This is a genomic window from Chryseobacterium oncorhynchi (assembly GCF_002899895.1).
In the GTDB taxonomy this organism is placed as follows: domain Bacteria; phylum Bacteroidota; class Bacteroidia; order Flavobacteriales; family Weeksellaceae; genus Chryseobacterium; species Chryseobacterium oncorhynchi.
Genome location: NZ_PPEI02000004.1, coordinates 426,520 through 437,890, shown reverse-complemented (window position 1 = coordinate 437,890; position 11,371 = coordinate 426,520). Strand labels below are relative to the sequence as shown.

General features: G+C 35.8%; 11 protein-coding genes. 4 read left to right on the top strand and 7 right to left on the bottom strand.

Annotated elements, in window-relative coordinates; translation table 11 throughout:
* The first annotated feature begins 240 nt into the window (after positions 1–240).
* Positions 241–573 carry a hypothetical protein gene (locus C1638_RS15600; protein WP_106915526.1) on the top strand — a complete coding sequence of 111 codons (333 nt, stop codon included), beginning with the start codon at positions 241–243 and terminating at the stop codon, positions 571–573.
* Positions 574–613: 40 nt separating this feature from the next.
* Here the strand turns inward: C1638_RS15600 and C1638_RS15595 are convergent, their stop codons facing one another.
* Positions 614–1,720: a DUF3667 domain-containing protein gene (locus C1638_RS15595; RefSeq protein WP_109622437.1), complete on the bottom strand. Its 1,107-nt coding sequence runs from the start codon at positions 1,718–1,720 to the stop codon at positions 614–616.
* A gap of 344 nt (positions 1,721–2,064) precedes the next feature.
* Between C1638_RS15595 and rplM the strand changes: the two genes are divergently transcribed.
* The 3 genes from rplM to rpsB all read left to right on the top strand — a co-directional run bounded on the left by rplM (position 2,065) and on the right by rpsB (position 3,858).
* Positions 2,065–2,520, top strand: a complete 456-nt coding sequence (gene rplM / locus C1638_RS15590) for a 50S ribosomal protein L13 (protein ID WP_047385928.1) — start codon at positions 2,065–2,067, stop codon at positions 2,518–2,520.
* A gap of 6 nt (positions 2,521–2,526) precedes the next feature.
* Complete coding sequence (gene rpsI / locus C1638_RS15585; RefSeq protein ID WP_109622436.1) at positions 2,527–2,913, top strand: 30S ribosomal protein S9; 387 nt, start codon at positions 2,527–2,529, stop codon at positions 2,911–2,913.
* Between the two features lie 183 nt (positions 2,914–3,096).
* Positions 3,097–3,858, top strand: a complete 762-nt coding sequence (gene rpsB, locus C1638_RS15580; RefSeq protein WP_045501217.1) for a 30S ribosomal protein S2 — start codon at positions 3,097–3,099, stop codon at positions 3,856–3,858.
* Positions 3,859–3,993: 135 nt separating this feature from the next.
* On the opposite strand, the gene C1638_RS15575 is transcribed toward rpsB, so the two are convergent.
* The 6 genes from C1638_RS15575 to C1638_RS15550 all read right to left on the bottom strand — a co-directional run bounded on the left by C1638_RS15575 (position 3,994) and on the right by C1638_RS15550 (position 11,327).
* Entirely contained in the window at positions 3,994–4,431 is a 438-nt protein-coding gene (locus C1638_RS15575; protein ID WP_109622434.1) for a DUF6759 domain-containing protein, read from the bottom strand.
* Between the two features lie 2 nt (positions 4,432–4,433).
* The gene (locus tag C1638_RS15570) at positions 4,434–5,117 is read right to left on the bottom strand and encodes a DUF6759 domain-containing protein (RefSeq protein ID WP_228428179.1); all 684 of its coding nucleotides are present in this window, start codon (positions 5,115–5,117) and stop codon (positions 4,434–4,436) included.
* Between the two features lie 18 nt (positions 5,118–5,135).
* Positions 5,136–5,813 carry a tRNA (guanosine(46)-N7)-methyltransferase TrmB gene (gene trmB / locus C1638_RS15565; protein WP_109622432.1) on the bottom strand — a complete coding sequence of 226 codons (678 nt, stop codon included), beginning with the start codon at positions 5,811–5,813 and terminating at the stop codon, positions 5,136–5,138.
* A 98-nt stretch (positions 5,814–5,911) separates the two neighbouring features.
* On the bottom strand, positions 5,912–6,685 hold the full coding sequence (locus tag C1638_RS15560) for a DUF6759 domain-containing protein (protein ID WP_109622430.1): 774 nt from the start codon (positions 6,683–6,685) through the stop codon (positions 5,912–5,914).
* Positions 6,686–6,945: 260 nt separating this feature from the next.
* Positions 6,946–7,737 carry a hypothetical protein gene (locus tag C1638_RS15555; RefSeq protein WP_109622428.1) on the bottom strand — a complete coding sequence of 264 codons (792 nt, stop codon included), beginning with the start codon at positions 7,735–7,737 and terminating at the stop codon, positions 6,946–6,948.
* Positions 7,738–7,931: 194 nt separating this feature from the next.
* Positions 7,932–11,327 carry an FIDD domain-containing protein gene (locus C1638_RS15550; RefSeq protein WP_109622426.1) on the bottom strand — a complete coding sequence of 1,132 codons (3,396 nt, stop codon included), beginning with the start codon at positions 11,325–11,327 and terminating at the stop codon, positions 7,932–7,934.
* Between the last annotated feature and the right edge of the window lie 44 nt (positions 11,328–11,371).

Sequence of the window (11,371 nt, the reverse complement as noted above, 5' to 3'; positions counted from 1 at the left end):
TCTAAGTTTCCAAATATAATAATAAAAAAAGAACCCTGTGTTTGATTTTATATTATTGATTATCACTCTTTTATTTAGGGCTATTTAATTAAATGTCCCCTTTTTTTGGTATAAGTGTTTAAAAGTTTGAAAGATCGGGAGTTGCAGAGTTAAAATGAGTTACAGGGATTTCATTTTCAAACTAGCTCGGCTTCAAATTCTCAAATTAAATTCTCTACTTTTGCAAAATATTTTACAGACATGCAAAAAGCTTTGATGTACTTCGCATTGGGAACGGTAATAAGCTTCCTTATCAATTATTTCTTTTTAAGTTCAGAGAACATCGCATTGGATATTTATTATGCCTTTGCCTTTGGAACTGCTTGGGGAATTGCTTATTATTTGGATACTCCCAACTTTACATTACCTCAAAAACTAGGTTTATCTTTTGTAGCCATGGGAATTCTTGTTTTGGTAGGAACCTTAATTTTTAAATTAGAATTAGCGATTCCATCCATTCTGAAGTTTTCTACTGTTTTTGTAGCGTATTATTTATTTGCTAGCTTCAGGGGTAGCAAGTCATTAAGAAAATAAAAAATGAGGCTGTCTTTTTTGAGAGCCTCATTTTTTTTATTTAGTGAATCATCAGGAAACTTACCAAAGCAAGCCCGACAACTAAAAACGTAAATGCAAATAAGTTTAGGGAGAATAGCGCTGCCCCAATTATAAAACTGACTAGCCCGTGCGCATGATAAACTCTGCGGTGAGCAATAAAGAAATATGCCATACTATATACTGATAAGGCTATCACCAGGAAATATAAAAAAGTATTAACCATCCAAAAGTCTGTTAGGCCTGTCAATTTGGTGAGTAAGAATATAAGAAGGATCGTTAATAATAGAAACGAGAAATAATGCAGGGTAAAAATCCCGTGGTCAAAATACCACCATTTTTTCTTGCTATGGAAAATCCATAAAAAGAATGCAAAGAGCGGAAGATAAATGAAAAGGGCTTTTGGTAGGTTGTGAAATGATTTTTGTATCATATTGACAACGATTTCCTTTTTTGTTACCCCTTTTTCTTTGAGTTCAAAGAATTTATGAGCTATCGGATTTTGAATAGCATCAAAAATTGAGGGATCTTTAGCTATAGCTGAGTCGTAAGATTTCCTTGTTTTGTACTGGCCATACTCAACATCAGAATCTATTGTCTTGTCTAGCTCCAAAGCTGCTGCGAGGTTATTTATTTTGATAGAATCCGGCAGGGCATTGAGTGTTTTAATAGTCATTGAATCCTCCTTCGTCAGATTTTCTTTGGCTTGTATACTATCCAGTATTTTCTGTGTCTCCGGAGATTTTAATTTTTGAAAAACATTTATTTTGTTTACTTCTTTGTTTTCATTGGAATCATTAAAGTTAAGATTTACCATAGGAAAAAGGGCAAATACAAAAAAAGTAATAAAACTGACGAAGATGTAGAGCTTTACAGGCGGAACAAATACTTGCCTCTTACCTTCCAGATAAATGTTTGTAAGTTTTCCCGGTTTAAATAATAGATTTTTTACTGTACCCCAGAATTGCCCATCATAATGGGTGAAGTCTTCAATAAAATGGGTGAAAAGAAAATAAAATGGCTGTCGTCTTTCAGTATTTTCCTGTCCGCAGTGAGGACAGAAACGTTCTTCAACTTGATGCCCGCAGTTCAGGCAGGTTTTATCTTCTCTGATCTTTCCGTGGCTCATGAATAAAAGTTTGTGAGGCAAATATAATTATTTCAAAGATAAAATAATGACATCAATAAGCTTTTGCGGAAATCTTTAAGGTAAAGTTAATAAAGGAAGAGTTGAGGGACCAAACTCTTACTTTATCAGTCGTGTTTTTAGAATCTTCTAAACGTTTTTTTCATCGCAACAACATTTTACAAGTTTTATGCCAAAAGTATAAATAGTGTTAAAATCTATTGCTAGTGAGTTGAATAGCAGTTATTATATACATTAAATGAAATATGTTTTTGGGTTACAAAAAATATTTGTACCTTTGCACACCCTTTTAGGGGTAAATTATGTTTAATCTTTAACTAAAACGTGTGAATACATTAAGTTACAAAACTGTTTCAGCGAACAAAGCTACTGCTAATAAAGAATGGGTTGTGGTAGACGCTGAAGGACAGCCGTTAGGAAGACTAGCTTCTACGGTTGCAAAGATTTTGAGAGGTAAGCACAAAACGAACTTTACACCTCACGTAGATTGTGGTGATAACGTAATCGTTTTGAATGCTGGGAAAATTACGCTTTCCGGAAACAAGTGGGCTGATAAGACTTACATCTGGCATACAGGATATCCTGGTGGACAGAAGTCTATGACTGCGGCTGAACTTCAAAAGAAAGATTCTTTAAAGGTATTAGAAAAGTCTGTAAAAGGTATGTTACCTAAAAACAGATTAGGTTCTGCTATCCTTAAGAACCTTTATTTATATGAAGGAACTGAGCACAAACATGAAGCTCAACAGCCTAAAACAATTAATGTTAACGAATTTAAATAATTAATTATGTCTATAGTTCACAAAATCGGAAGAAGAAAAACTTCTGTAGCTAGAGTTTATGTAAAACCAGGTTCTGGTGTTATTACAGTAAACGGTAAAGATGCTACAACTTATTTCTCTACAGACGTGATGGTTTACAAACTAAACCAACCGTTTATCCTTTCTGAGACTGTTGGTCAGTATGACGTTACCGTAAATGTTTTCGGTGGTGGTAATACAGGTCAGGCAGAGGCTATCAGATTAGGTATTTCAAGAGCTTTATGCGAAATCAACGCTGAGTTCAGATTAGCATTAAAGCCAGCTGGTTTACTTACAAGAGACGCAAGAATGGTGGAAAGAAAGAAGCCAGGTCAGAAAAAAGCAAGAAAGAGATTCCAATTCTCAAAACGTTAATTTTCAGACTTCAGATTCAAGATTTCAGATTTCAGAATTTATTCTATTTGTTGTCTTTTATCTAAAATCTATTTATCTAAACAAAAAAATTGCCCGTTACGTTTAGCATCCAAACGCTTCTCCCATCTAAAGAAGTTGTTGATTGTTTAAAAGACGGAAAGTAAACTAACAAAAACAGAAAACATGGCAAAAGCAAATGTAAAAGACCTTTTAGAGGCTGGCGTACACTTCGGTCACATGACTAGAAAGTGGAATCCAAATATGGCTCCATACATTTTTATGGAGAAAAACGGTATTCACATTGTAGACTTACATAAAACAGCAGTTAAATTAGATGAGGCGTGCAGCGCTTTAGAGAAATTAACTTCTGCAGGTAAAAAAGTTCTTTTCGTAGCTACTAAGAAGCAAGCGAAAGAAGTTGTTGCAAAACACGCTTCTGAACTTAATATGCCTTATATTACAGAAAGATGGCCAGGAGGTATGTTAACGAACTTCGTTACTATCAGAAAGGCGGTGAAGAAGATGAACTCTATCGACAAAATGAAAAAAGACGGTACGTTCGAAACTTTATCTAAAAAAGAAAGATTACAAGTTGACAGACAAAGAGCTAACTTAGAGAAAAACTTAGGTTCTATCTCTGACATGGTTAGACTTCCTTCTGCAATCTTTGTAGTTGATATCTTAAGAGAACACATCGCGGTAACTGAAGCTAAGAAATTAGGTATTCCAGTTTTCGGTATCGTTGATACAAACTCTGACCCTAGAAAAGTTGACTTCGTTATCCCAGGAAACGATGATGCTTCTAAGTCTATTGATATGATCTTGAGCATTGTTTCTGATTCTATCAAAGAAGGTCAGTCTCAAAGAAAAGCTGATAAAGAAAAATCTAAAGAAGAAGGAGAAAAAGTGTCTGCTGATACAGATGCTGATTTCGATGCAGAATAATTAAAGATTTTCTTTAATATAGAAAAAACGCTGAACTTCGGTTCAGCGTTTTTTTGCTTTTATAGATGTTGAAACAGTTAGATTTTATTGAGAATAGAGGTAAAAAGAAAGACCACAGAATTCTGTGGCCTTATATTAGTTTCTAAGCGTTATAGAATAGGAGCTTGTTATATACTTTGTGGACTGATAGGATGAGTTACAAACCATGCCTGAAAGTCTGTAGTTTTGATTTTTAGGAACCATAGTATAGCCTATTTTTCCGGCACCAATAGGAATTTTCTTAAAAAAACCGTTTCCACTTACCGTAAGTACCATGTTACAGGGAGACTTATTCTCTACTGAAATGGAGGTCCTGGGGTTGCCCGGATCATCATCATTGAGAAGATCGCTGAGTACATCAGCAGTTTCTGGTTTATAGGTTTTTATAAGCTCGTTATATTCTCTTGCTGTATTAGCTGCACTTCCACCAGAATTATTGGTAGGATAGGGATTTCTTATAGGATAACCGCCATAGTTGGCACTACAACTGGTAAGAATCAATGAAATTCCTGTGAGAATTAATAGCTTTTTCATACCTATTTTCTTTTTTTGCTTTTCTTTTTTAGAGGTTTTTCCGGTGTAACAGCAGGCTTTTGTTCAGCAGCAGACTGTCTCGGATTATCAATGGTTACAAAGATACTTTTTTTTACGTCCTTTTGGGAAAAGTACTTCATATCGCAAACGTTACTGTTGAGAGTATAAGAACCTTTGTTTATTACAATAAAATTTTCTCCATGTGCAGGAACGGCAAGATTATAGTAATCTTTTCCGTCTATCCGAAGAACAATGTTGCAGTCTGAGTTATTTTTAAATAGAAGAACAGCTTCTTTTTTAGTAATATCCTCATTTAACATTGCATTCAGGAGCATTGCTGTTTTCTCCTTATGTTCAGTGGATGTTTCAGCAATTAACCGCTTAAATTCCTCCGCCTCTTTAGAATTGGGGTCTTTCATTGCATTCTTAGGAATATCAGCCAATACAGGCCTTGCTTCCATTGGTTTGGCGGTAAGTGCTCCTTTAGTCCACTCAGAATTTTTTAGAGCAATGAGTTTAGGTTTTAGTACACTCTTTTTCGGATCGTCAGGGTGTGCGTTCTTTAGATATTCTTCAATTTCCTTGATATTTGTGCTTTTTAGAATGTCTTTACTGCTTTTTTGCGCATAAGTAAAGGCAGGAGTAAGGAAAGTGAAAAATAAAATCGTCAAAATTTTTTTTTTCATCAAAAGTTATTTATTTCATCAGCTTATACGAAATTTTATATACGTAATTGTTTTTCCTTTAGCCGAGAACAGTTCCTCATAATACGTTTTGATGTCTCTCAAATGTTCTGTATTAGGATCATATTCAGGTGCTCCATAGATGTCATGGTGAGCAGTAATGATTTCATGTCCTGCACCTTGCAGGTACCCCAAAGTATATCCGTGAAGAAATTCTGAATCTGTTTTCAAATGGATAACACCACCAGGCTTAAGGAATTTTTTGTATCGATTTAAAAAGTCCGGATGAGTTAATCTGTGTTTTGTTCTTTTATATTTGATCTGTGGATCCGGAAAAGTGATCCAGATTTCATCTACTTCATTCTCAGCAAAGAAATGGTCAACAAGTTCAATCTGGGATCTTAAGAAAGCGACATTATTCATGTTATTTTCAACAGCCTCTTTAGCTCCAAACCAAAATCTGGCACCTTTAATGTCAATTCCGATAAAGTTTTTTTCAGGAAATGTTTTTGCCAGCCCTACAGAATATTCTCCCTTTCCACAACCTAGTTCCAGCACTATTGGATTGTCATTTTTAAAGAAGTTTTCTCTCCATTTTCCCTTAAGATCGAAGCCGTTTAAAGCATCTTCTCTTGTCGGTTGGATTACGTTTGGTAATATTTTGTTTTCTGCAAATCTTGCTAATTTATTCTTGCCCATTGAGATTTATAAAATGTCTGCAAAAATAGTAAAATTTGCATAGAATATAGACCTTTTAAAGCTAAAAGACCTATGGAGAAACTATGATATTGTTTTGGTTACTTTGCTGTTGCGCTCCCCAAGGCTACCATAATTGGCTTTTGAATTGTTTTTTGTGAGGCATACTGCGCTCCACAGACTAAACTTGTGAAGAGATACTGTCCTTTTTCTATCACTATAGAGTTATCACCATGAGCGGGAACAGCAAGTCTATATTTGGAATTTCCAACTCCTTCCATTCTTACAATGATATTACAGTCAGAATTATTTTGAATAAGAATAATGAACTCCTTGGCATTAGGATCGTTATCAAATAACGAATTGAGGATTTTTACTGTTTTATTTTGATGCTCAATAGGAGAGACTTTCATCAGCATGTTGAATTCCTCAGCTTCAGCATTGGGTATGGCAGCATTTGCAGCTGTATTTACAACAAAGGTATTTTGTGTTGTACTTGGGGTATAAACAGTGGTAGATTGCTTTGCAGCCAGTTCAGCCTTATATTTTGCAATTTGTTTCTGTTTGATGATGGCATTCATTTCATCAAAAGTAATCTTCGTAGAAGGCCTTCTTCTTAGAAGGGCAAGCATTTCCTGCATATCTTTTACTTTCTGATCTTCCGGGTGGGCGTTTTTGATGTATTCTTTCATCAGTTCCATAACCCTTGGTTTCAGTACAGATCGTCTTGGATCATCAGGATGAGCGTCTCTTAAGAAAGCATTGATTTCATAGATGTTATTGCTTTTTATAATATCGCTGTAGTCTTTCCCTTTTTTTTGGGCAGACAAACTGAAAAACAAGACTGAGCTAATAAGTAAAAGTAATTTTTTCATTAATAAATATTAAGTTAAAAATGGTGTACTTTCTCTTAATTTGTGTTTAGGTCAATTAGTTTTTACTATGATAACGAGATCGTATTGTTTTTATTTTAAACACTTGATTGTGACATAAATTTAAGCATATTTTTGAATATTAAATGAAAATTTTTAGTAAAAGTTAAATAACCAAGATTAAATAGTAAAAAAAATAATCCATGTGAATGATACATGGATTATTGTCTATATGAAATTTTGATTTCTTTTCAGATAAGATTTTACTTGGCGACCACCTCCTGAAGATGAGAATTTCTTAATCTTTTTTGGTAGATAGGGACGTATTTCTCGATAGGTATTTTTATCGCTTCAAAGTTTCCGGCTGAAACATAAGGCTGTATATTCTCTGAGGTATAAACAAACTGAAGGAAGTTGTCAATCAGGTTTTCAGGAATTTTGAATCTTGTGAAATAATCTTTTCCTAAATAATTTTTTATCTGGGTAACAGAAGTGTTCATCTTTTCATAGGCCTGATAACGTTGTTTTTTCTTTCTTTCTCCTGAAAGCATATCATAAATGCTCCCAAGGCTTAACGTAAGTCCACCATCTCTTAATCCGGCAACCGGAAGTTCAGGCGGAGTACCATCTCCTTTAGGCTCTGGAAGTCCAATTACTTTCTTAATAGCTAGCCCTTTATCTTCTTTCCTTAATGAGTTTACATCATACCGAAGATTTCCGGTAGGCTTGAATCTGTTTAGTACAATTTCCTGGATCTCATAATATGCAATCTTTAGCTCTATAAGATTTTTCTGTCCTAGCAATTGTGGAGTCATCTTGATGTCTTTTCTTTCGGTAACAATAGAGGTAAAACGGATAACATCCCCAGGGTTTGCGGGAACATTAAAATTACCATTGTAATCCGTAAGAACAGTTTTTTGTGTGTTCAAATTGGTAACATATACCTGATTAAGATACAAGATAGAGTTATCCCTTAGAAATACTTCTCCGGAATACATTTGAGCATTGATTTTTGCCAGAAAAACCAATAGCAACAGAGTAAACAGTTTCTTCATATAATTGGCAAAATTACATAGAAATACAGCAATTTGTGTCTAATTGGATAAAGAATAGTGGTTAAAGTTATATTAAACTTTAGGATTAAATTGTTAATGAGTGTTATAAACTTCATTTTAGTTCAAATTATGCCTTAAAAGTAAAAGGCTGAAAGAAAGTTTTATTGAATTACTTTCTTTCAGCCTCTGATCTTTTACCTATGTTTTACCAATAACCAGCTTGAATATTTTATCGAAATTGCAGATCCGTATTCTGTCCAGGTGATAAAATACCAATAGGTGGCGGTAGGAACATATCGGCCTCCGATTCTTCCGTCCCAGGTATATCTGTTTTCTGGGGTTCCTCTGAAGATTTCGGCTCCATACCGGTCAAAGATGCGGAATACAAGATTATCATTGGCCATTAAAGCAGAATAATCAATTCCCTCATTACGACCATCACCATTGGGCGTAATGGTATTGATAAGATTAATAATGGCAAATTCCTTTTTAACTTCTCCACATAGCTTAGAATCTCTTACTATAACATTGTGGGCTCCTCTTGGTACATTATAGAAGACATTTGAACTCTGCCAAATGACGCCATCCAGTGAGTATTGATAGGGTGGTGTACCACCAGTGGCTCCAACTTTTACAGTAGTTCCGTCAATTTCAATAGAAGTAATCAGAGGAAGCTGATATTCTGTAACGTTTACCAGTTGTTTGTAAACACATCCATTGAAAGTGAGTTCTACCCAATAGCTTCCGGCTGGAACATTGGTGATAGAATGAGTGGTTGCTCCGGTGCTCCACAGATATTTTTCAAATCCTGGACCGGCATCCAGTGTTGTCGTTGTTTTTGGACAAATGGTCTGGTTTATCAGTAGGTCTGATTTTTTAGGAATTTTAATAGTGATTTTAATAGAGGCAACCTCCGGGCAGACACCATTTTTTTCAAAACGGATATAAAAAGTCTGAGGAGTTGTAATATTGATTGTTGCTGAAATTGGATTAATGTCATTTTGAGCATCTGACAAGCTTCCATGAAATGTATACGTTACATTAGGATCTGTCGTGAACATCGGGATAAATTGAGCAAGGTTTACAGATTTTACTCCATCTAGGTCGTCATCACACACAGTATCTGTAACAGATCTACTTGATAATGGTATTCTTGCTCCAATACTGAACTGTAAAGGTTTAATGACTGATGCGCATCCATCAGGAGAATCTACTCTGATGTAGATGGTTGTCGTCGTTGTATAGCTCCAGATATTAGGAAGTGTGTTGGCATTTCCTGCATTGGCATCGGCTAAATTTGCATAATATCTTACTGCAAAATAGGTTGGATTATTAAGCACAATACCTGTGATATTGGATAATATGACATTTACTGTTCCATCCATATTATCATCACAGAAAATACCATTGTAATTGTCCACAACTATGGCTTTGTTGTAAAGGGAAAGAGTGATCTGTGCGATACTTTTACAGCCTAGGCTATTTTTTACTACGGCATATACAATGGTGCCGTTAGGGGCGGTATAAGAATTTGCGGTAGTAATCAGGGCAGCAGGATTTTCCGTTTGAGCATCTAATAGAGTCGGATAATAGGTGATGTTGACAGGGCTATTTGCTGTTACATTGGCTGTAGTCAGATTAAATGTTCCTTGTCCGTTTATATCACAGGCCTTCATCGTTACATTGGTAACGGTAATAGCTTTGATATTGATGTTTACAGTGACGGTTTCACAATCCGGAAAGTCAGGATCATTGCCACAGAAAGTATAAGTGAATGTATCCGTTCCTGCTGTACCAGGAGTATTAACTGTATAGGTAATGATTCCTGTAGTAGGATTTATAACTGCCGTACCAAGGGCGGGTGGAGTTGTAATAGCAACTGTAGCAGGTACCGGGATTTGGGGCGAGTTGGTGAATGTAGGTGATATAATCTGACTGGTACACACATCATAAGAGGTCGTCGTAAGCTTGGTACAATTCAATACTTTAAACTGTTCAGTCACTAAAGGAGCGCAGCTGCCCATAGTCACAGAACAGGTATAATATCCGGACTGTGTGGGAGTAATAGATGAGCCTGTAGCACCAGAAACCGGATTCCCATTCCTATACCATTGATAGGTATCATAAATGATAGGATCCACAGTAAGTACCATTCCCGGAGCACAATTTCCTCCTGATTTTATAATCACAGGTTGTGTAGGAAAACCTGCAAAGAATCCTCCATATCCTACTGCATCACTTCCTGCAGTAATCCCTGCAGTAATAGCTTTATTTGAAACTATGGTTATAGTTCCTGTAGTATTGGGGATTCCATAAGTAACCCAATTATTGGTTCCGGTCATATTGTAAGGGCCGGTTGAAGCTGGTGGGTTTACACCGTTTACGGTAACCGTAGCTCCTCTTTCTGTAATAAGATTCAGCTTTGTAGGAATATTAAGAATTCCCAGTGGATTTCCATTGGAATGAACAAAGTTTTCATCAATAAACCCCAGTTCATTAATCTGCTTTGGAAGATAGCAATTTAGAGCGGGAATAAAATTGAAACCTCCGGTAGCCACTTCGTTTCCTGTATTAGAATCTCCGGATAAAATTTGGTAAACATAGGCGTTTTTAGAAGTTTTAATATATAAGTTATAATGTCCTCCGCCCTGAAGCATGTATTTAGTATCCGGAATTACAAAGTATTTTCCGGTGTTGAGGGTAGCAACAGGAACCAGTTCATTATTAACATAAATTTGCGTGTTATCTTGGGTTGCAACGATGATAGCGCCCTCCATATTAGAGCCAATAGTTCCATTGCCCTTTACGAGGGCAAATTCATTACCAAGTCGGTCAACCGGTACTGCCTGATCCATTAAAATATCAGAGCTTGTGGAAAAATTTCCTGCATATTGTCCATTGAAGTTTCCATTGGTAACATTCACTGGTTTGTTCGATGTGATCTTCGCTCCTATAAATCCATCAAGATTTCCAGCCATGTCTCCAATTCCGTCAATGATATAAGATTGCCCTTTGTTTAAGGTGATAGTCATTGTGGGGTTAGTTGCGCCCGTGGTTCCATTTGAAAATTGTACTTGTGGGCTGTAGCCGGTAATGGTAACAGTAGTGTTGTCTTCAGTTGCCAGAATACTGGTCATGAAGTTTAGGATATTATTGCTTACGGTGATAGGAGCAAAAGCGGTGAAGAAATTCTTTCCGGTTGAGGGAATTCCTTTGGAAGTAATAATTTCTGCATGATTATGCACTGAAAATCTTAAGTTGGCATAAAAAGGAAATTCTGCCTTTAGGTATAACCCTTTTGTTGTAGGAGTAAATACATCTGACTGTTGTGTGGTAATAATATAATTCCTTAAAACATCAAATTTCTGGGGATTGTTTTTACTGATATTTACAGTTCCGATCAGAATATTATTGTTATAAATATTCACCGGGAAAGGTGTTGTTCTGCTGGTAGACAGATAAAGTTTCTGATAGGGGCTGGGTGCTCCTGATCTATCCACCATTGGAGCAAACCAATGTTCTCGGTCCAATTGTGCAAAAGCAGAGGTGAAAATGTAGAATATAAATAAAAAAGATAGAACTTTCTTCATTCAGTGAGGGTATTTATCACAAATTTAATAATAAAAAGCATTGA

Excerpts from the sequence above, each read along its gene's own strand:
- C1638_RS15575 (WP_109622434.1), bottom strand. The coding sequence starts at position 4,431 with ATGAAAAAGCTATTAATTCTCACAGGAATTTCATTGATTCTTACCAGT.
- C1638_RS15550 (WP_109622426.1), bottom strand. The coding sequence starts at position 11,327 with ATGAAGAAAGTTCTATCTTTTTTATTTATATTCTACATTTTCACCTCT.
- trmB (WP_109622432.1), bottom strand. The coding sequence starts at position 5,813 with ATGGGCAAGAATAAATTAGCAAGATTTGCAGAAAACAAAATATTACCA.
- C1638_RS15560 (WP_109622430.1), bottom strand. The coding sequence starts at position 6,685 with ATGAAAAAATTACTTTTACTTATTAGCTCAGTCTTGTTTTTCAGTTTG.
- C1638_RS15570 (WP_228428179.1), bottom strand. The coding sequence starts at position 5,117 with ATGAAAAAAAAAATTTTGACGATTTTATTTTTCACTTTCCTTACTCCT.
- rpsB (WP_045501217.1), top strand. The coding sequence starts at position 3,097 with ATGGCAAAAGCAAATGTAAAAGACCTTTTAGAGGCTGGCGTACACTTC.
- rpsI (WP_109622436.1), top strand. The coding sequence starts at position 2,527 with ATGTCTATAGTTCACAAAATCGGAAGAAGAAAAACTTCTGTAGCTAGA.
- C1638_RS15555 (WP_109622428.1), bottom strand. The coding sequence starts at position 7,737 with ATGAAGAAACTGTTTACTCTGTTGCTATTGGTTTTTCTGGCAAAAATC.
- C1638_RS15595 (WP_109622437.1), bottom strand. The coding sequence starts at position 1,720 with ATGAGCCACGGAAAGATCAGAGAAGATAAAACCTGCCTGAACTGCGGG.
- C1638_RS15600 (WP_106915526.1), top strand. The coding sequence starts at position 241 with ATGCAAAAAGCTTTGATGTACTTCGCATTGGGAACGGTAATAAGCTTC.